The following is a 19,297-nucleotide window of genomic DNA, read 5'->3' on the forward strand; positions in this document are numbered from 1 at the left end:
GGCGGGGCGGTACTTCGCCCTGCTGCGGCGGCGGTTGCGCGTCGGCGACCTGGTGGCGGGAGCCGTCGCCCTGGCGGGTCTGCTGCTGCTCGCCGCCGACCTGGCGCTGGCCGGGGCCGGGCTGCCGGGGGCACCGCTGTTCGCGGTGGCTTCCGCGGTGATCGGCGCCTGCGCGGCGGTGGTCGGCCTGCGGGCGTGCGGGCGCCCCGAGTCGCTCACCGACTGGCGTGCGGCGGTGCGCGGGGCGGGCCGGGACGCCGTCACGGACATGGGCGGCAGCGGCCTGGTCCTGCTCGCCGTGGCGACGGCCGGGCTGTGCGCCTGGATGCTGCTGCCGCTGGCCTTCCTCGCCCCCGGGCCGCTGGCCCTGGCGCTCACGGCCGTCGACGTACGCCGGTCCGCCGCCGTTTGCCTTCACTAGCCTGCGCAGCGTACAGCGGTGGGCCCGAAGACCTCCCGCGCCGGCACGGCCCGGACGTACCACCGGGCAGTGCCGCACCAGCACGGCCCGGACGTGCTCCCAGGCGGTGAAGGGCTTCGGCTGACGGTCGGCCACCGCGGGGGCGCCGCGCGCCGGGGGCGCCCCCGTGCTCGGCGCCCCCGCGGCTCACCGGCGCCGGGCGCCGTCGATGCTGATCCGCGGCCAGGAACGGGCCGCCGTGAGGAGGGCCTGGGTCCTCGCCGAGGGGGTGGCCGCTGCCGCCGCGAGGGCCGCCGCCGCGCTGGCGATGCCGAGGACCGCACCGGCTGCCACGTCGCCCGGGTAGTGCACGCCCGTGTGGACGCGGGAGTAGCCGACGGCGCTCGCCAGCGCCCCGAGCGGAACCGCCGCGGGCGGCAGGACCACGCCGACGGCGGTGGCGAAAGCGACCGCGGACGCCGTGTGCCCCGACGGGAACGAGGCCGAGGTCGGCATCTTGACGTGCCGGTCCACCGTCACCCGCGCCGCTTCCCGGTCGGGCCGCGCCCGGCGCACCAGGCGCTTGCCGAGCAGATTGGCCGAGGCCGAGGCCACGGCGATCGCGCCGACGCCGACCAGCGCGGCCTTGCGCGGCCGTTTCCCGCCGAGTGCCAGGGCGGCGGCGATGCCGAACGAGATCTTGGAGTGGTCGGCCGCGTGGGACAGGTGGCGCAGCGTCCGGTCCAGGGTCGGCGTGGGAGTGGCGGCCACCGCCGCGTACAGGGCGCCGTCCACGGCCCTGAGATCGCCGAACACGGCGCTCAGGAGCCGGCCGGCTCCGCCCGCGGAGTCCCGGGCGTACCGGAGCGGACGGGGGGCGTCCGCGTCTGTGGTCGTCGGATCGGTCATGTGCTTCTCCCCGCAGTGGCCTTCCCCAGCAAGGTACCGGCTCACGCCCGGCGCACGCTCGGCGCCCCTGCGAGCCGGTACCGCCCGAGTGCCCGGACGGCCGACGGCCACCCCCGCGAGCCGGGACACTGAGCACATGTCACCTCTGCCCCACAGGGCCCTGCGAGCGCTGGAGCGTTTTCACGCCGCCCGCCCCTGGGACCACAACGCCCACTTCCACCGCTGGATCCTGCGGCAGCTCCCCGGGCGGGTGGGCAGCGCCCTGGACGTGGGATGCGGCAGCGGCGACCTGGCCCGGCTGCTGGCCCTGCGGGCGCGGCGCGTGCACGGCATCGACGCCGACCCGGAGATCACGGCCAGGGCGCGGGAGCTGACCCCGGCGGCGACCCCGGTGACGTACACGGCGGCCGACGCGCTGACCGGGCTCGGTGAGCAGTCGTACGACGTCATCACCTGCGTCGCCGCCGTCCACCATCTGCCCTTCGAACCGGCGCTCAAGGCCTTCCGTGACCATCTCGCCCCCGGCGGCACCCTGGTGATCGTCGGCGTCGCCCGGGAGCGGACGCCCGTCGACCATCTGTTCGGCATCGTGTCGGTCCCGCTCAACCTCGTCATGGCGTTGCTGAAGAGCCGGGGCCGCCCGGTGCCCCGCCCGGTCTCGATGACAGCCCGCACCCGTCCGGCGGACCTGTCCTTCACCGAGATCGCGCGCGGGGCCCGGGTCGTCCTTCCCGGCGCCCGTCTGCGCCGCCGTCTGCTCTGGCGCTACACGCTGGTGTGGCGCCGCCGGTGACCCGCCGGTGCCTCAGCCGGCGGTCCGGAAGGTGCGCAGCCGCAGCGAGTTGCCGACCACGAAGACCGACGAGAAGGCCATCGCCGCCCCGGCGATCATCGGGGTGAGCAGGCCGGCAGCGGCCAGCGGCAGGGCCGCCACGTTGTAGGCGAAGGCCCAGAACAGGTTCGAGCGGATGGTGCCGAGGGTGCGGCGGGCCAGCCGGATGGCGTCCGCCGCGGCCCGCAGGTCGCCGCGGACGAGGGTCAGGTCACCGGCCTCGATCGCGGCGTCCGTGCCGGTGCCCATGGCCAGTCCGAGATCGGCCTGGGCGAGGGCCGCGGCGTCGTTGACGCCGTCGCCGACCATCGCCACCGACCGGCCCTCGGCCTGCAGCCGCTTCACGACGTCGACCTTGTCCTGCGGGAGCACCCCGGCGATGACCTCCTCGATGCCCACCTCCCGGGCGACCGACCGGGCCACCGCCTCGTTGTCCCCGGTCAGCAGGATCGGCGTGAGCCCGAGCGCCCGCAGCCGCCCGACCGCCTCCGCGCTCGTGTCCTTCACCGCGTCGGCCACCTCCAGGACCGCACGAGCCTCACCGTCCCAGGCGACCGCGATGGCCGTGCGCCCGGCCGCCTCGGCCGCCGCCCCGGCCCGGGCCGGCCCCTCGGGAAGCCTCATCGCCCAGTCGGCCAGCAGCCGCTCCCGGCCGACGAGCACCGCGTGGCCCTCGACGACGCCCTGCACACCGAGCCCGGGCACATTGGCGAAGTCCTCGGGCGTCGGCAGCGCACCCAGCTTCTCCAGCGCCCCGTCGGCGACGGCCCGGGCGATCGGGTGCTCGGAGGAGTGCTCCAGCGCCCCGGCCAGCCGCAGCACTTCGGCCTCGTCCGTGCCCTCGGCGGTGTGCACGGCCAGCAGTGTCATACGGCCGGTCGTGACCGTGCCGGTCTTGTCCAGGACGACGGTGTCGACCCGGCGCGTCGACTCCAGGACCTCCGGCCCCTTGATGAGGATGCCGAGCTGGGCACCCCGCCCGGTGCCCACCATCAGCGCGGTCGGCGTGGCCAGCCCGAGGGCGCAGGGGCAGGCGATGACGAGGACGGCGACCGCCGCGGTGAAGGCGGCCGTCAGCCCCACGCCGTTGCCCAGCCAGAACCCCAGCGTGCCCAGTGCGAGGGCGATCACCACCGGCACGAACACGGCGGAGATCCGGTCCGCGAGCCGCTGCGCCGCGGCCTTGCCGTTCTGCGCGTCCTCCACGAGCCGGGCCATCCGGGCCAGCTGCGTGTCGGCGCCCACGCGCGTGGCCCGCACGACGAGCCGCCCGCCGACGTTGATCGTGGCGCCCGTGACCGGGTCGCCCGAGCCCACCTCCACGGGCACGGACTCGCCGGTGAGCATCGAGGCGTCCACGGCGGAGGATCCCTCGACGACCGTCCCGTCCGTGGCGATCTTCTCGCCGGGCCGGACCAGGAAGCGGTCGCCCGCTCTCAACTCCGCGACCGGAACGGTCTCTTCACGGCCGCCGTCCCGCAGCACCGTGACGTCCTTCGCCCCCAGCTCCAGCAGCGCCCGCAGTGCCGCGCCCGCCTTGCGCTTGGCCCGGGCCTCGAAGTACCGCCCGGCCAGGATGAAGGCGGTCACGCCCGCGGCGGCCTCCAGGTAGATGTTCCCGGCGCCGTCCGTGCGCTGGATGGTCAGCTCGAAGGGGTGCGTCATGCCCGGCGTGCCCGCGGTGCCGAAGAACAGCGCCCACAGCGACCACAGGAACGCGGCCGAGACGCCCACCGAGATCAGGGTGTCCATGGTCGCCGCGCCGTGCCGCGCGTTGGTGAACGCCGCCTTGTGGAAGGGCCACGCCGCGTACGTCACGACCGGCGCGGCCAGGGTGAGCGACAGCCACTGCCAGTACTCGAACTGCAGCGCCGGGATCATGGCCATGGCCACGACGGGAACCGCCAGCACCACGGCCGTGACCAGCCGCTCGCGCAGCGGCCGCAGTTCGTCGGTCCCGGGGGCCACGTCGGTCTGCTCCGCGGGAGGTGCGGGCTCCCACGCGGTGTACCCGGTCGCCTCGACAGTGGCGACGAGGTCACTGACGGAGACGCCGCCGGAGTAGCTGACCTTCGCCTTCTCGGTCGCGTAGTTGACCGTGGCGGTGACCCCGTCCATGCGGTTGAGCTTCTTCTCGACACGTGCCGCGCAGGACGCGCAGGTCATACCGCCGATGGCAAGCTCCACCTCGGCGTCCGTGCCGGTCGTCGTACCGGTGCTCATGGCTCAGACCCTCCCCGTCAGTTCGTAGCCGGCCTCGTCGACGACCTCCGCGATGACGGCGTCGTCGGGCTCGGCGGAACCGGTGACGGTGACATGACCGGTGTCGAGGTCGACCTCGACGCCGCTGACGCCGTCCAGCTCGCCGATGACCTTGGTCAGCGTGGCCTTGCAGTGGCCGCAGGACATTCCGGAAACGGCGTAGGTGGTGGCGGGCATCGGATGCCTCCTCTGGACGAATCCAACAAGTGTGGAGATACGGGGCGGGGGTATCCCTCCGCCGACTTCAGGTATACCCCTGAGGGGTATACGATGCAAGCGCGAGAACAGCTTGACTTGGTACCCCCCAGGGGTATGGTGAGCAGCATGGAGGCCCCGCATCCGAGCGGGAGGCCCGGTATCTGAAGGAGCCGACGGCCATGAACACCGGACTGAGGATCACCACCTTCGCCGCCGCTCTGGCAGCGACCTTCGGCGCGGCCTACGGCGTCGGACAGGGCGTCGGCCCCGTCGTCGCCGACAGCCCCCCGAAGCACGAGGACGAACACACCCGGCCCGCGCCGGAGAAGGCGCGAGGCAGCGGGCACGCAGGCCACGACACGCCCCCGGCCGGCGGTCTGCAGATCTCCGAGGGCGGCTACACTCTCGACCTCCGGACCCCGCGCGTCACCGCGGGCAAGCGGGCAGACCTGCGCTTCACCGTCCGGGACGCCGACGGCCGCGCGGTCACCGCCTACCAGCGCGAGCACGACAAGGAACTCCACCTCATCGTGGCCTCACGCGACCTGATCACCTATCGCCATCTGCACCCCACCCGCGCCGCCGACGGCACCTGGAGTACCCCCGTGGACCTGCCTCGCGCGGGCGGCTACCGCGTCTTCGCCGACTTCACCCCGGACAAGAAGAACGCCGGCAACCTCACCCTCGGCGCGGACCTCGCCGCCTCCGGCCCGTACCAGGCCCGGCAACTGCCGCGGGAGAGCGCCACGACCCGGGTCGACGGCTACGAGGTGCGGCTGTCCGGCGCCCTGCGTCCGGGCAAGGCCGGCGAACTGAAGCTGAAGGTCTCCCGCGACGGCAAGCCCGTCACCGACCTCCAGCCCTACCTCGGCGCGTACGGCCACCTGGTCGCCCTGCGCTCCGGCGACCTCGCCTACCTGCACGTCCACCCGAACGGCGAACCCGGCGACGGCACGACCAGGCCCGGACCGGATATCTCGTTCACCGCCACGGCACCCAGCTCCGGCTCCTACCGCCTGTTCCTCGACTTCAAGCACGAAGGCAAGGTCCACACGGCTGCCTTCACCGTTCACGCCGGAGGAGCGGCGGCGGCGCCCGGGTCCGGTACCCCCGAAGGGCATGCGGACGACGGCCACGGCCACTGACCGTCAGCCGAGCGCCCGGTCCAGATTGAAGGCCGCGCTGATCAGCGCGAGGTGCGTGAACGCCTGCGGGAAGTTGCCCTGCTGCTCGCCGGTGTGGCTGATCTCCTCGGCGTACAGGCCCAGATGGTTGGCGTACGTCAGCATCTTCTCGAAGGCGAGGCGCGCCTCGTCGATCCGCCCGGCGTGCACCATCGCCTCGACGTACCAGAACGAACAGATGGAGAACGTGCCCTCGTCGCCGCGCAGCCCGTCGGGGCTGGAGCGGGGGTCGTAGCGGTAGACCAGCGAGTCGGACACCAGTTCCTCGGTGAGCACGTCCAGCGTCGACAGCCACTTCGGATCGGTGGGGGCGATGAACTTCGTCAGCGGCATCATCAGCACCGCCGCGTCCAGCACGTCACCGTCCTCGTGCTGGACGAACGCCCCGCGCTCCTCGCACCAGCCCCGGCTCATGATCCGCCGGTAGATCGTGTCGCGGCACTCCCGCCAGCGCGGCAGGTCGGCGGGCAGACCGCGCCGGTTGGCCATCCGGATGGCCCGCTCGATCGCCACCCAGCACATCAGCCGCGAGTACAGGAAGTTCTTGCGCCCGCCCCGCGTCTCCCAGATCCCCTCGTCGGGCTGGTCCCAGTGCGCGCACACCCAGTCCACCAGCGCGCACACGTCGTCCCAGTGGCCGCTGGAGACGGGCTTGGCCCACTTGTCGTAGAGGTAGACCGAGTCGATCAGCGCGCCGTAGATGTCGAGCTGGAGCTGGTCGGCCGCCGCGTTGCCCACCCGTACCGGCGCGGAGCCGTGGTGGCCCTCCAGGTGGCCGAGGGTGCGCTCGGGCAGCTCGGTGCGCCCGTCGATGCCGTACATGATCTGCAGCGGCCCGGACGTCTTGCCGTCACCGGGGCTGATGTGCCGGCTCACGAAGTCCATGAACGCCTCGGCCTCCCCGGTGAATCCCAGCCGCAGCAGCGCGTAGACACAGAAGGCCGCGTCGCGCACCCACACGTACCGGTAGTCCCAGTTGCGCTCGCCGCCGAGCTCCTCGGGCAGACTCGTCGTCGGCGCGGCCACGATCGCCCCGGTGGGCGCGTACGTGAGCAGCTTCAGCGTCAGCGCCGAGCGGTGCACCATCTCCCGCCAGCGGCCCTTGTACCGGGACGCCGCCAGCCAGCGACGCCAGTACGCCACGGTCGCCGCGAACTGCTCCTCCGCCTCCGTGCGCGCACACCGGCGGGGCGTCACACCGCCGCCGACCTTGTCCAGCGCGAACACCGCAGAGTCGCCCTCGGAGAGCTTGAATTCGCCGCGCACGTCCGGCCCGTCGGCCTCCAGCGGCACGGTCGCGGTCAGCGCGAGCGTCAGCCCTTCGGTCTCGAACTCCGCGGTGTCACCGGCCAGCCGGACGGTGTGAGGCAGGGAGCCGTAGTCGAACCGGGGCGCCACCCGCGCACGGAAGGGGATCGAGCCGCGCACGCACACCACCCGCCGGATCAGCCGGTGCCGCTCCGCCTCGGCCGGGCCGCCGCCGACCGGCATGAAGTCCTGCACCTCGCCGACCCCGTCCTCGGTGAAGAAGCGGGTGATCAGGACGTTGGTGTCGGGGAAGTAGAACTGCTTGGTCCGGGCCGGCACGGTCGCCGCCAGTTCGAAGCAGCCGCCGCGCTCCGCGTCCAGGACCGAGGCGAACACGCTCGGCGCGTCGAAGGCCGGGCAGCAGTACCAGTCGATCGTGCCGTCGGTCCCCACCAGGGCGACGCTGCGCAGATCGCCGATCAGCCCGTGCTCGGCGATCGGTACGTACCGCCGGCCGCCCGGTCCGCCCCGGTCCTGTGCCGTTCCGCCCATGACAGCCTCCCTGCCGGTAGGCGCCTCAGCCCCAGCCTAGAACCGCCGGCGGACCGCCGCCGTCAGACGGTGACGACCCGCAGTCCGGCCTCCTCGAAGCGCCGCACCACCTCGGGGTCGGCCGCCGTGTCCGTGACCAGCGTGTCCACCGCCTCGGCCGCGCAGATCCGGGCGAACGCCCGCCGCCCCAGCTTGCTGGAGTCGGCGGCGACCACCACCCGTTCCGCCCGCTCGCACAGCAGCCGGTTGATCGCCGCCTCCGCCTCGTCGTGCGCCGCGGCGCCGTGCGTCACGTCGAAGGCGACGACGCCGAGCACCGCCACGTCGACGGTGATCTGCCCGAGCACCCCGTCCGCGAGCGGCCCGACCAGCTCGTAGGACTGGGCCCGCGCCACCCCTCCGGTCAGCACGATCTTGAACTGGGGCCGCACGGCCAGCTCGTTGGCGATGTTCAGCGCGTTCGTCACCAAGGTCAGCGCGGGCGCCCCTGATACCCCTGATACCGCGGATACCCCGAACTCCCCGGACACCAGGTCCCCGCGCACGGCCAGTGCTCGCGCCACCTCGGTCGTCGTGGTCCCCCCGGTCAGCCCCACCGCCTCGCCCGGCGCCACCAGGTCCGCCACCGCCTTGGCGATGCGCTGCTTCTCGGAGGCGTGGCGGGCCGTCTTGTAGCGCAGCGGCAACTCGTACGACACGCCGTGCACGACAGCGCCGCCCCGGGTGCGCACCAGCATCTGCTGCTCGGCGAGTCCGTCGAAGTCACGGCGGATCGTCGCCGCCGACACCCCGAGCTCGGCCGCCGCGTCCTCGACGTCCAGCCGGCCACGCTCCACGAGCAGTTCCAGCAGCGTCCTCCAGCGGGCGTCCCGCGACATCCGCACCTCCACGTCTCGATCTCCGGGCGACCCTAACGCACCCGGTCCGGGCAAATGCTTGATGATGCTCGAAAGCTGGCGCTATCTTGCAGGAACAATCAGAGTGGAGGGTGCGGGATGACGCATGTCGAGGACGAGCTGACCAGCCAGCCCGAGTGCTGGGCACGCGCCGCGTCGCAGGCGGCCCACCACGCGAAAGCGCTGCCCGCCCCGGGGGAGCGGGTCGCGATCGTCGGCTGCGGCACCTCGTACTTCATGGCGCGGGCCGCCGCGGCGCTGCGCGAGGGCGCGGGCCAGGGCGAGACCGACGCCTTCGCCGCCTCGGAGTTCCCCCACGGCCGCCGCTACGACCGGGTCGTCGCCCTCACCCGCTCCGGCACCACGACCGAAGTCCTGGATCTGCTGGGCCGGCTGAAGGGCGCCACCCGCACCACCGCCGTCACCGCCGACCCGGACACGCCCGTGCGGGCGGCCGCCGGAGAACTCGCCGTCCTGGACTTCGCGGACGAACGCTCCGTCGTCCAGACCCGGTTCGCGACCACGGCCCTCACTCTGCTCCGCGCCCACCTCGGCCTCCACCCCGACGCCGCCGTCACCGACGCGCGCACCGCCCTGACGGAGCCGCTGCCCGAAGGGCTGGTGGAGTGCGGGCAGTTCACCTTCCTGGGGCGCGGCTGGACCGTCGGCCTGGCCGACGAGGCCGGGCTGAAGATGCGCGAGGCCGCGCTGGCCTGGGCGGAGGCCTATCCGGCGATGGAGTACCGGCACGGCCCCATCAGCGTCAGCACCCGGGGCACGGCGACCTGGATGCTGGGCGAGGCCCCGGACGGACTCGCCGAACAGGTGCGTGACACGGGCGCGTTGTGGATCGCCGGGCGCCTCGACCCGCTCGCCGAACTCGTCCGTGTCCAGCGGCTCGCGGTCGCCGTCGCCGCGTCCCGCGGGCTGGACCCCGACACCCCGCGCCACCTCACGCGCTCGGTGATCCTCGCGCCCTGACTCAGGCCTCGCCCGGACACGCCGCCGTCGCGGCGTCCGGCCGGTCAGCCGCGAGCGGCGGGCCTGGCGCTCGGCCCGGGCACACGCCCGAGGCCTGGCCGGTCAGCCAACGGGCGGCGGGCCGGCCGCTCGGTCCGGGCGCCGGCCAGCCATCTGCCGCGTGGCCGTCCGTCGCCGACTCCTGCACGCTCGGCCGCGCCCGCACGGGAGGGCCCCCATCGGGTCGGCTCCCTCCTCCGCCTCGCATCCCGCACGCACCACGCCCCGCTCGGACCGGCCGAAAGGCGCAGTCCCTCTCAGCCGGCCCGATCCAACGACTGGCCCCAGGAGACCCCGTGCCCCTGACCACCACCGGCGACCTCATCACCCGCGCCGCCGCGGCCCATTCGGCCGTCGCCTCCTTCAACGTCATCACCCTGGAGCACGTCGAGGCCGTCGTCGCGGGCGCCGAGTCCGTGCGCGCCCCCGTCGTCCTCCAGGTCAGCGAGAACGCGGTGAAGTTCCGCGGCGGACAGCTGCTCCCGCTCGCCCGCGCAGCCGTCGCCGTGGCCGAACGTGCCGCCGTGCCGGTGGCGTTGCACCTCGACCACGTGCAGAGCGACGCCCTGCTGCACCAGACCGCGGACGCCGGCTTCAGCTCCGTGATGTACGACGCGGCCCGCCTGCCCTACGCCGAGAACCTCACCGCGACCCGGGCGGCGGTCGACCGGGCCCACGCCCGAGGGCTGTGGATCGAGGCCGAGCTCGGCCAGATCGGTGGCAAGAACGGCAGACCCCCGCTGGACGCGCACGCCCCCGGCGCCCGCACCGACCCCGACGAGGCGCGGGCCTTCGTGGCCGACTCGGGTGTGGACGCCCTGGCCGTCGCCATCGGCAGCTCCCACGCCATGACCACCCGCACGGCGGCCCTCGACCACGCCCTGCTCAAACGCCTTTCGGCCGCACTGGACGTCCCGCTCGTCCTGCACGGCTCCTCCGGTGTCCCGGACGACGAACTCAGGGCGGCCGTCGCCGGAGGCATCACCAAGGTCAACATCGGCACGGCCCTCAACATCGCGCTGACCGGAGCGATCCGCGACTTCCTCGCCGACCGGCCCGAGGCGGTCGACCCGCGCAGCTACCTGACCCTCGCACGGGAGGCGATGACACGGACGGTGGCGAGGACCCTCAAGGCCCTGGGCTCCGCTACCGCTTGACGGCCTTCAGCACCACGAACCTCGGATCGCTCGCGACGAGCCGGCTGTTGCCGAACAGCTTCCGGAGCTTGACGTGGTAGCCCAGGTGCCGGTTGCCGACCACCCACAGCTCCCCGCCCGGCCGCAGCGTGCGCCGCGCCCCGGTGAACATCCGCCAGGCCGTGGCGTCCGTCGTCGCCTGGTGGGAGTGGAACGGCGGGTTGCAGAGGACCAGATCGACACTGCCGGACGGCACACCCGCCAGCCCGTCCCCGACCCGGAACTCGGCACGCCCCGGTGCGCCGTTCGCCTTGTACGTCGCCTCCGCCGATGCCACGGCCTGGAACGACTCGTCCACGAACAGCACCTCGGCGTCCGGGTCGGTCAGCGCCACCGAGGCACCCACCACGCCGTTGCCGCAGCCCAGATCCACCACCCGGCCGCCCCGCCCCCGCGGCAGCTGCCCGAGGAAGAACCGCGTGCCGATGTCGAGCCGGTCGGCGCAGAAGACCCCGGCGTGGTTGACGACGGTGCCTCCCGACGCGGGGCCGATGCCGTCCTCCAGCGTGTACACGTACGGCCACGGGTTGGCGGGCCGCTCCAGCGCCGGATCCGGCGTGCAGAAGATCAGCCGGGCCTTCTTCTCGGCGAGCGAGGTGCGGGTCGGGCCGAGGATTCGCTCGAACAACCGCAGCGTCGAGGTGTGGATCTCCTTCACCATGCCCGTACCCACGACGACCGTCCCCGCGTGCACGGCCGGCGCCAGCCGCAGCAACTGATCCTCCAGCAACGCCAGGCTCTTCGGCACCCGCACCAGCAACACGTCGATGCGCTCCGGAGGCGCGTCCTGCGTGGTGAGCAGCCGCACCGAGCCCGGCTCGGCACCGGCCCGCGCGAGGTTGGCGCGGGTCGCCTCCTGCGCGAGGAAGGAGTCGGTGATCTGCACCGGCCGGTGCGCCGCGAGCGCCGTGACCAGCGCACCCCACCGGTCCCCGACGACCACGACCGTGCCGTCCAGCGGCACCCGCTCCGCGGCCAGATGCCTCAGCAGGTACTCGTCCGAGGCGTCCCAGGCACGCAGCCTGTCGCGCGGGTCCTCGGGATAACGGGTCAGCGCCGGCTCGCCCCACGGCGTCGTCATACGGTCGTCCATCGTGCGACCAGGCTAGCCGAGCCGCAGCTCAGGACGCGTCGGGCACCATGGAAGGCATGGACGCCGAGCTGTTCCCCAGGCCGCGAGCTGAGATCGCGCCCGGCGCCGTGCACCTGCCCGGCTGGCTGGACGCGGAACACCAGCGGGCGCTGCTCGACGCCTGCCGCGAGTGGGCCCGGCCGCCCGCCGGCCTGCGCACGGTCCGTACCCCCGGCGGCGGCACCATGACCGCCCGCCAGGTGTGCCTGGGCTGGCACTGGTACCCGTACGCTTACGCCCGCACGGTCGCCGACGGGGACGGCGCGCCGGTCAAGCCGTTCCCGCGGTGGCTCGGCGAACTGGGCCGCCGGGCGGTCCGCGAAACCCTCGCAGGACCCGCGCCGGACTACGACATCGCCCTGATCAACTTCTACGCCCCCGACGCCCGCATGGGCATGCACCGCGACAGCGACGAGAGGTCCGACGCACCGGTGGTGTCGCTGAGCCTCGGCGACATCTGTGTCTTCCGCTTCGGCAACACCGAGACGCGCACCCGGCCCTACACCGACGTCGAGCTGCGCAGCGGCGACCTGTTCGTCTTCGGCGGCCCCTCCCGCCTCGCCCACCACGGGGTCCCCCGGGTCCATCCGGGCACGGCACCGCCCGGGCTGGGGCTGACGGGCCGCCTCAACATCACGCTCCGGGTCAGCGGCCTCCTGCACCCGGCCGAGCGGATCCCCGCCGCTCCGTGACGCCCGGCGGGCAGGCTCGGCCACCATCCCGGCGGATCATGGGAGACTCGCCCTCATGAGCGGGAAGGCGGACCCCCGGCAGGCGGGGGATGGGACCACCTCGAGGACGCGGCTGGACCGGGGGCGCGCAGCGCTCGGACCCGCGCTGGAGCTCGTCCACACCGGACGCGCGCCGACCCGGGCCGTGCTCACCGCCGAGCTCGGGGTGACGCGTGCGACGGCCGGCGCGGTCGCCGCGGAGCTGGAGGCACTCGGGCTGATCCGGGTCGACGCCCGGCCCGGCGCCGCGGCCGGATCGCAGGGCAGGCCCTCCCACAGGCTGGCCGTCGCCGACGACGGACCCGTCGCGCTCGCCGCGCAGGTGCACGCCGACGGCTTCCGGGCGGCGCTGGTCGGACTGGGCGGCCGGATCGTCGCCACCGCGCCCGGCTGCGAGGTCGTCGACGCCGACCCGGCCAAGGTGCTCGCCTCCGTGGTCACGGCCGGCGCGGAGCTGCTGCGCGAGACCGGGCTCCGGTGTGTGGGCGCGGGCCTCGCCGTACCCTCCGCCGTCGCCGAACCCGAGGGTCTGGCGCTGAACCCTCTCCACCTGGCCTGGCCCGCCGGCGCGCCCGTGCGTGACATCTTCGCCGAGCAGGTCCGCGCGGCCGGCATCGACGGGCCCGCGTTCGCCGCGAACGACGTCAACCTCGCCGCGCTCGCCGAGCACCGGCACGGCGCCGGCCGCGGCGCCCGGGACCTGCTCTGCGTGGCCACCGGCCACCGTGGTGTCGGCGGCGCACTCGTCCTGGACGGCCGCCTGCACCGGGGCAGTTCCGGCCTCGCGCTGGAGGTCGGGCACCTCACCGTGCACCCCGAGGGCCGCCCCTGCCACTGTGGCAGCCGCGGCTGCCTCGACGTGGAGACAGACCCGCTGGCCTTCCTCACCGAGGCCGGACACGAACCGGGCCCCGAGGTCTCCCTGCTCCAGCAGTCCATCGACCTGATCCGCCACCACTACGACGACCCGGGCGTCCGCGCCGCCGCCGAGGCCGTCGTCGACCGCCTCGGCCTCGGCCTCGCGGGCCTGGTCAACATCCTCAACCCGGACCGCATCATCCTCGGCGGCCTGCACCGCACCCTCCTCGACGCCGACCCCGGCCGCCTGCGCGCGGTCGTCGCCGACCGCAGTCTGTGGGGCCAGAGCGGCGGCGTCCCCATCCTGCCCTGCACCCTCGACCACAACAGCCTGGTCGGCGCGGCGGAACTGGCCTGGCAGCCGGTCCTGGACGACCCACTGGGAGCACTGTCCCCGCGCGGCTGACCGGTCGCCGGACGCGTCCCCGCCTGACTGGCCCCACCGGTATCAGGCTTGAGCGCGCCGCTTCCGGGCAGGCGCGCCGCCGAGCGGGCAGGCTGGGGAGCGCGCAGTCCGCCCTGCGCCCGCACCACCGAGGAAGTTGACGCAATGACCCACAAGCTCACCGTGAGCGTCCTGGGCACCGGCATCATGGGTGCCGCGATGGCCCGCAACCTCGCCCGGGCCGGTCACACGGTCCATGCCTGGAACCGCACCCGGGCCAAGGCCGAGCCGCTGGCCGCCGAGGGCGTGCACATCGCCGCCGGCCCCGCGCAGGCGGTGCGGGACGCCGACGTCGTCCTGACCATGCTCCACGACGGCCCCGCCGCCCTGGACACGATGCGCGAGGCGGCCCCAGGCCTGCGCCCCGGCACCGCCTGGGCGCAGTCCACCACCGCGGGCCTCGACGACGTCGCCGAGCTGGCCGCCTTCGCCCGCGAACACGGCCTCCTCTTCTACGACGCCCCCGTCCTGGGCACCCGCCGGCCCGCCGAGGCCGGGCAACTGACCGTGCTCGCGGCCGGCCCCGCCGAGGGGCGCGAGACGGTTACGCCGGTCTTCGAGGCGGTCGGCGCCCGTACCGTCTGGTCCGGCGAGGACGGAGCGGAGGGCGGGGCCACCCGCCTCAAGCTCGTCGCCAACAGCTGGGTCCTCGCCGTCACGGCCGCCGCCGGCGAGGCCCTCGCCCTGTCCAAGGCCCTCGGCGTCGACCCGCACGGCTTCTTCGACCTCGTCGCCGGCGGCCCGCTCGACATGGGCTATCTGCGCGCCAAGTCGGATCTCGTCCTCGAAGGCAAGCTCACACCGCCCCAGTTCGCGGTGAGCACCGCCGCCAAGGACGCCCGGCTGATCGTCCAGGCCGGCGCGGACAACGGCGTCCGGCTGGATGTCGCCGAAGCGGCCGCCGCCCGGATGGAGCGCGCCGCCGCACAGGGCCACGCCGACGAGGACATGGCCGCCGCCTACTTCGCCAGCTTCGACGAGAAGACCGACTCCTAGGAGGTTCCCTCCATGTCCAAGCCGCCGCTGCCTCCCGAGGCCGACGCCCTGCTGAGCCGGCCCAACCCGTGCGTCATGGCCACGCTGCGCTCCGACGGGGCACCGGTCTCCACGGCGACCTGGTACGCGTGGCAGGACGGCCGGGTGCTGATCAACCTCGACGAGGGCCGGGTACGCCTCAAGCATCTGCGCCGCGACCCGCGCGTCACCCTCACCGTCCTCGCCGGCGACGACTGGTACACCCACGTCACCCTCATCGGCCGCGTGACCGAGATGCACGACGACGAGGACCTGGCCGACATCGACCTCCTCGCCCGCCACTACACCGGCAAGCCCTACCCCGACCGCGTCCGCCCCCGGGTGAGCGCCTGGATCGAGGTGGACCGATGGCACGGCTGGGGCTCGATGAAGGACAGCGACCAGGCCGGAGGCTGAGGCCGTCGACCAGGCGGATCAGGGCCACTCGGCCCCGAACGCCCGTCCCGGATTCTCCGTGAGGACGCGCCTCACCAGTTCCTCGCCCACGGCGTGCACGAGCCGGGGCCGCACCCGGCGCAGCAGGTACGGCATCCCGGTGCCGCCGCTGACGGAGCGGGCTGCGGCCGTCGTGGTGTCCGCGCCCAGCAGCAGCCGGTCGCCGAACCCCGCGTCGGCGAGGGCCCGCACGGCGTCCGGCATCCGCCAGTCCGTGGCGTGGTGGGCGAGTGACGGCCCGTCGAAGGCCAGATAGCAGCCGGACCGTGCCGCCTGCCGGTGCACCACGAGGTCGGGGGAGCGGTTGAGGTGCCCGAGCACCACCCGGTGCGGCGGCACCCCCAACTCCCCGCACAGCCGGTCCAGTACGTCCAGCGCCCCGGTCCCCAACTCCAGGTGCACGGCGATCGCCGCGCCCGTGGCGTGCTGCGCCTCGGCCGCCGCCGTCATGGTCCAGCGGGCGTGCGCGTCCAGGGTGTGGAAGCCGCCCGCGACCTTGACGAGCCCCGCCCGCACCCCCGATGTCCCGATGCCCTCGGTGAGTTCGGCGACGAAGACCTCGGCGAGCCGGCTCCGCAGCCCGGCGAGTGTGTCCTCTTCGTAGTGCACGGCCTGGTGCAGGCCGGTCGCGGCCACGACGTGCACACCCGTCTCCCGGGACAGCGGCGGCAGATCGGCGGCCCGCCGCCCGAGCCCGTACGGCGTCCACTGCACGACGGTCCCACCGCCCTGCTCCCGGAACGCCTTCAGCTCCGCGCGCGCCGCCGTCACGCTGCGCAGCTCCTGGCCGGGCAGTCGGGGACTGCCGAAGAACAGGTGGTCGTGGGCATCGCACACACCCAGGTCCGCGGGGGACACGTCTCCCAGCACCGTGCGGACCGCGCTCACCACCGGCGTCCCCGGGGCAGCCGGTCCCGGCCCGGCGCGGACAGGTGCAGCACCTCGAACACGTCGCCGTCCGCCTCGGGCGTGTCGTGCTCCCAGAGGGAGAAGTGCACCAGCTCCCAGCGGCTGGTGTCGACGGCCGCGGCGGCGAGCAGGGCCCCGTCCTCCACGGCCAGCCGCCGGGCCTCTCCCACCGCGTCCGCCACGGCGTCGGCCAACGGCCCGTCGTCCGGCACCGGTTGGCGCCGCCGCACCGCGAACCGCGCGTGCGAGGCGCCCCCTTCCTCGTACGTGAGCCCCGTCCACTGCCGCACCGACGGCCGCCCGAAGTCGTCACTTACCCCCTGGAACCCGCCGCCCCACAGGAAGGCGTTCATGCCGTCCACGGTGTTCCAGAGGTAGAAGGGCGCGTACTGGCCGACCGGCGAGCCGCGCAGGCCGCGCTCGCGTATCAGGTAGGCCTTCAGGCCGAGCCCGTCCCAGTCGTCGAGCAGGTGCCCCCGGCGGGCGACGCGGTCGCGGATGACGCCCATGTCGTAGCCGGCGGGCAGGGTGAGCTCGTACTGCATGGCGTGCAAGGGAGTCTCCTCAAGAAGTCCTGGGTGCCAGCAGGGAGAGCAGTCCCCGGACCCCCGCGTCGAACGCGGCGGGGGAGCCGGAGGCCCGGGCGAGGACGTAACCGCCCTGGACCGTCGCGACGACCGCCGCCGCGATCTCGCCGCCGTCGAGTCCGGGCGCGAACTGGCCCTGCGCCTTGCCTTCCTCGACGATCCCGGCGATCCGTCCGCGCAGCCAGTCGAGCGTCTCGTCGACCGGCGCGCGCAGCTCGGCGCTCGCGATCACGTCCGGATCCATCGTCAGCCGGCCGACCGGGCAGCCCCGCAGCACGTCCCGCTCGCGCCGCAGATACGCCTCGATGCGCTCGTACGGCGTGCCCGGGCCGTCGAGTACTCCCGCCGCGGCAGCGCGCGTCTCCTCGGCGGTCCGCCGGATCGCGGCCAGCGCGAGATCGGGCTTGCCCTTGAAGTGGTGGTACATGCTGCCCTGCCCGGCGTTCGCACGCTCCAGGATCGCCTTGGGGCTGGTGCCCACGTAGCCACGCTCCCACAGCAGTGCGCGGGTGGACTCGATCAGCCGTTCCGGGGTGCTCATAGCCGTACTGTACATACCAGTAGTTACAGAAGTCGAGGTAGTGCGGAACGACGTGGCCCCGGCCGTCTGCTCCCCACGGGGTACGGGCGGTGCCGCCGGCCGTACGACGCATCGGGGCCCCTGCCGGAGGACGCTCGACAGCGACACAAGCCATCGAGCGATCGAGGAGTCGGACGACATGCAGACCCTGGCGAACTTCGGCGACGGCGGCGGCCCCGGCCCGTGGATCCTGCTCTTCCCGGTGATCTGGGCGCTGGTGATCGGCGGCGGCGTGGTGCTGCTGCGCCGCTCCGGGTGGCGCGGCCGCCGCAGCGGTCCCCGGCGGCAGTCCGCCGTCAGGGACGACTCGCCCATCGCCGTACTCGGCCACCGCTTCGCCTCCGGCGAGATCGACGAGGACGAGTACTGGCGCCGACTGTCCGTACTGAACGAGGAGTTCGGCCGCAAGGGAGGTGTGGCCTAGGGGTGGCCGCCGCGACTCACGGCTCTGGCGGTCGTGGCCCTCGGGGGAGTCGCGTCCCGCTCCCTCGCGGTGCCGCTTCCGGCCCGGCGCGCGCCGAGTCCGAGCGTGCTGCGGGCGCACGCCACGGTGTGGCGTGCGCCCCCGGAGTGCACCGGACGGCGCACGTCCCCGAGGGGACGTTGGTCACCGCCCGGTCAACCGGCAACGGCGGACCGGGCGGGAGCATGGTCGGGCCGGAGCCCGTCGGTGGAAGGACCGACCTCGGCGAACCGGCGCGCGGGCTTCTCCAGGACCGTGCGTCGCGCGTGGAGAGACGGCGCCGTCACCGCGGGGGTGGACGTCGGCAGGGTGAACCACACGACCTTGCCGGACTCGCCGTCCGGCCGGACGCCCCAGCTCTCGCTCATGGCGGCCACCATCGCGAGCCCGCGCCCGCAGGTCGCCAGCGGTTCGGCGTCGTCGACCACGGGCATGCGCGGGTCGCCGTCACGCACCGAGACCGTGAGCCGGTCGAGCAGCAGCTCTATCTCCACGGTGCACGTCTTGTCGGGCTGGGCATGGCGGTGGACGTTGGACAACAGCTCCGTCACGCCGAGCGAGGCCCGGTCGATCAGGGGATCCAGATGCCAGTAGCGCAATTGCGCAGATACGATTCTGCGGACCTGGCCGATCCGCGACGGCAGGGCTTGGAGCTCCACCGTGCAGTGCCTGCTTGGGTAGCTGATCACGGCTGCGACTCCCCGACGTGAGGTCCGGAAGAACACGGAGTTCGGATCCAGCAGGGCGCCTGCATGACACTGCCGCCTGCTGTCGTGGCCGGCGGGCTGGTTCGCAGCGTTATCGCCGGTAAACCCAGAGTGACGTGAGACCAGAGTGGCGCAGGGGGTGCAGTACCGCAAGTCGCGGACATCTCAGTCGCCACGCCCCGCTGCCCTGCGCACGGCTTCGATGAAGCGCCGCGCGGCCGGCGGTCCCGGCTCTCCCGGTGCGGGGTCGTGGTCGCCCAGAGTGAGCAGGTAGCGCTGGCCGTTGAGGTCCGCGGTGGCCCGGTCATCGGGGCCGAACCAGGGCTTGGAGGCGCGCACGGCCTGCACCGGCGCGCTGTCGATCTCACTGCCGTAGCTGGTCAGCAGTTCGAGACGGCCGTCGCTGATCCGGACCTGGCCGGCCCGGGTGAGTGAACGCAGCCGCGTACCGATCCGCACGCCCGTGGCCCTGAACTCCGGCTCTCCCATGCCACCCGCCCCCTAGTGCGCGTCGGTGTACCGGCCCGTTCCGCGCGGTGCCCGGTACGGGCTCGTGTCCTGATCCAGTGTGCCCCGTCCGGACGAAGGGTCCCCTCCGGTTCGCGCGGACCGCGGACGAGACCGCGCGGGCGCACCAGGCCCTGGACTTGCTCTACGAGCTGTTCACCGAAGCCGGATACCTCCCCTACCGCCTGGACGTCGACCACGGGGAGTGGAC

21 protein-coding genes are annotated in these 19,297 nt (G+C 73.8%); 10 read left to right on the forward strand and 11 right to left on the reverse strand.

All coding sequences use genetic code 11. The features are described 5' to 3' along the window. The coding region (locus tag C1J00_RS18715; protein ID WP_102910219.1) for a hypothetical protein at positions 1–421 on the forward strand (421 nt) is incomplete at its 5' end. Between the two features lie 186 nt (positions 422–607). Here the strand turns inward: C1J00_RS18715 and C1J00_RS18720 are convergent. Then, positions 608–1,309, reverse strand: a complete 702-nt coding sequence (locus C1J00_RS18720) for a phosphatase PAP2 family protein (RefSeq protein WP_102910220.1) — start codon at positions 1,307–1,309, stop codon at positions 608–610. A 136-nt stretch (positions 1,310–1,445) separates the two neighbouring features. Between C1J00_RS18720 and C1J00_RS18725 the strand changes: the two genes are divergently transcribed. Continuing rightward, on the forward strand, positions 1,446–2,102 hold the full coding sequence (locus C1J00_RS18725) for a class I SAM-dependent methyltransferase (RefSeq protein ID WP_102910221.1): 657 nt from the start codon (positions 1,446–1,448) through the stop codon (positions 2,100–2,102). Between the two features lie 12 nt (positions 2,103–2,114). On the opposite strand, the gene C1J00_RS18730 is transcribed toward C1J00_RS18725, so the two are convergent. Together C1J00_RS18730 and C1J00_RS18735 are read right to left on the reverse strand one after the other, a co-directional pair. After that, entirely contained in the window at positions 2,115–4,364 is a 2,250-nt protein-coding gene (locus C1J00_RS18730; protein ID WP_102910222.1) for a heavy metal translocating P-type ATPase, read from the reverse strand. A 3-nt stretch (positions 4,365–4,367) separates the two neighbouring features. Further along, a complete protein-coding gene (locus C1J00_RS18735; RefSeq protein WP_102910223.1) occupies positions 4,368–4,580 on the reverse strand; it encodes a heavy-metal-associated domain-containing protein in 213 nt (70 codons plus the stop codon). A 200-nt stretch (positions 4,581–4,780) separates the two neighbouring features. On the opposite strand from C1J00_RS18735, the gene C1J00_RS18740 reads away from it, so the two are divergent. Further along, a complete protein-coding gene (locus tag C1J00_RS18740; protein ID WP_102910224.1) occupies positions 4,781–5,746 on the forward strand; it encodes a DUF8832 domain-containing protein in 966 nt (321 codons plus the stop codon). Between the two features lie 3 nt (positions 5,747–5,749). Here the strand turns inward: C1J00_RS18740 and C1J00_RS18745 are convergent, their stop codons facing one another. Together C1J00_RS18745 and C1J00_RS18750 are read right to left on the reverse strand one after the other, a co-directional pair. After that, entirely contained in the window at positions 5,750–7,585 is a 1,836-nt protein-coding gene (locus tag C1J00_RS18745; protein WP_102910225.1) for a glycoside hydrolase family 15 protein, read from the reverse strand. 62 nt (positions 7,586–7,647) lie between these two features. Further along, the gene (locus C1J00_RS18750) at positions 7,648–8,463 is read right to left on the reverse strand and encodes a DeoR/GlpR family DNA-binding transcription regulator (protein WP_102910237.1); all 816 of its coding nucleotides are present in this window, start codon (positions 8,461–8,463) and stop codon (positions 7,648–7,650) included. Between the two features lie 117 nt (positions 8,464–8,580). On the opposite strand from C1J00_RS18750, the gene C1J00_RS18755 reads away from it, so the two are divergent. Continuing rightward, positions 8,581–9,462, forward strand: a complete 882-nt coding sequence (locus C1J00_RS18755; RefSeq protein ID WP_102910226.1) for an SIS domain-containing protein — start codon at positions 8,581–8,583, stop codon at positions 9,460–9,462. A 335-nt stretch (positions 9,463–9,797) separates the two neighbouring features. After that, on the forward strand, positions 9,798–10,658 hold the full coding sequence (locus tag C1J00_RS18760; protein WP_102910227.1) for a class II fructose-bisphosphate aldolase: 861 nt from the start codon (positions 9,798–9,800) through the stop codon (positions 10,656–10,658). On the opposite strand, the gene C1J00_RS18765 is transcribed toward C1J00_RS18760, so the two are convergent. Further along, a complete protein-coding gene (locus C1J00_RS18765) occupies positions 10,648–11,778 on the reverse strand; it encodes a methyltransferase (protein ID WP_102910238.1) in 1,131 nt (376 codons plus the stop codon). The genes C1J00_RS18760 and C1J00_RS18765 overlap by 11 nt on opposite strands. A gap of 68 nt (positions 11,779–11,846) precedes the next feature. Here C1J00_RS18765 and C1J00_RS18770 point away from each other — a divergent pair, with 68 nt between their 5' ends. The 4 genes from C1J00_RS18770 (at position 11,847) to C1J00_RS18785 (ending at position 15,294) form a co-directional block, all read left to right on the forward strand. Further along, positions 11,847–12,521, forward strand: a complete 675-nt coding sequence (locus C1J00_RS18770; protein ID WP_102910228.1) for an alpha-ketoglutarate-dependent dioxygenase AlkB family protein — start codon at positions 11,847–11,849, stop codon at positions 12,519–12,521. Between the two features lie 55 nt (positions 12,522–12,576). Beyond that, a complete protein-coding gene (locus tag C1J00_RS18775) occupies positions 12,577–13,824 on the forward strand; it encodes an ROK family protein (RefSeq protein ID WP_102910229.1) in 1,248 nt (415 codons plus the stop codon). A 144-nt stretch (positions 13,825–13,968) separates the two neighbouring features. Beyond that, a complete protein-coding gene (locus tag C1J00_RS18780) occupies positions 13,969–14,859 on the forward strand; it encodes an NAD(P)-dependent oxidoreductase (protein ID WP_102910230.1) in 891 nt (296 codons plus the stop codon). Between the two features lie 12 nt (positions 14,860–14,871). Continuing rightward, positions 14,872–15,294, forward strand: a complete 423-nt coding sequence (locus C1J00_RS18785) for a PPOX class F420-dependent oxidoreductase (RefSeq protein ID WP_102910231.1) — start codon at positions 14,872–14,874, stop codon at positions 15,292–15,294. 18 nt (positions 15,295–15,312) lie between these two features. On the opposite strand, the gene C1J00_RS18790 is transcribed toward C1J00_RS18785, so the two are convergent. Genes C1J00_RS18790 through C1J00_RS18800 form a run of 3 tightly spaced genes read right to left on the reverse strand, consistent with a single transcriptional unit; the run spans position 15,313 to position 17,385 of the window. Continuing rightward, positions 15,313–16,221: a phosphotriesterase family protein gene (locus tag C1J00_RS18790; RefSeq protein ID WP_102910232.1), complete on the reverse strand. Its 909-nt coding sequence runs from the start codon at positions 16,219–16,221 to the stop codon at positions 15,313–15,315. Next, the gene (locus C1J00_RS18795; protein ID WP_102910233.1) at positions 16,218–16,796 is read right to left on the reverse strand and encodes a DUF4865 family protein; all 579 of its coding nucleotides are present in this window, start codon (positions 16,794–16,796) and stop codon (positions 16,218–16,220) included. Before C1J00_RS18795 ends, C1J00_RS18790 begins: the two co-directional genes overlap by 4 nt. A gap of 10 nt (positions 16,797–16,806) precedes the next feature. Further along, positions 16,807–17,385 (reverse strand): TetR/AcrR family transcriptional regulator, encoded by a 579-nt coding sequence (locus C1J00_RS18800; RefSeq protein ID WP_102910234.1) that lies wholly within the window; start codon positions 17,383–17,385, stop codon positions 16,807–16,809. Positions 17,386–17,548: 163 nt separating this feature from the next. On the opposite strand from C1J00_RS18800, the gene C1J00_RS18805 reads away from it, so the two are divergent. Further along, entirely contained in the window at positions 17,549–17,833 is a 285-nt protein-coding gene (locus C1J00_RS18805) for an SHOCT domain-containing protein (protein ID WP_102910235.1), read from the forward strand. A 194-nt stretch (positions 17,834–18,027) separates the two neighbouring features. Here the strand turns inward: C1J00_RS18805 and C1J00_RS18810 are convergent, their stop codons facing one another. Continuing rightward, a complete protein-coding gene (locus C1J00_RS18810; RefSeq protein ID WP_180989598.1) occupies positions 18,028–18,561 on the reverse strand; it encodes an ATP-binding protein in 534 nt (177 codons plus the stop codon). 183 nt (positions 18,562–18,744) lie between these two features. Continuing rightward, the gene (locus tag C1J00_RS18815) at positions 18,745–19,068 is read right to left on the reverse strand and encodes a hypothetical protein (RefSeq protein WP_102910236.1); all 324 of its coding nucleotides are present in this window, start codon (positions 19,066–19,068) and stop codon (positions 18,745–18,747) included. Positions 19,069–19,297 lie beyond the last annotated feature (229 nt).

Source organism: Streptomyces cahuitamycinicus, from assembly GCF_002891435.1.
In the GTDB taxonomy this organism is placed as follows: Bacteria; Actinomycetota; Actinomycetes; order Streptomycetales; family Streptomycetaceae; genus Streptomyces; species Streptomyces cahuitamycinicus.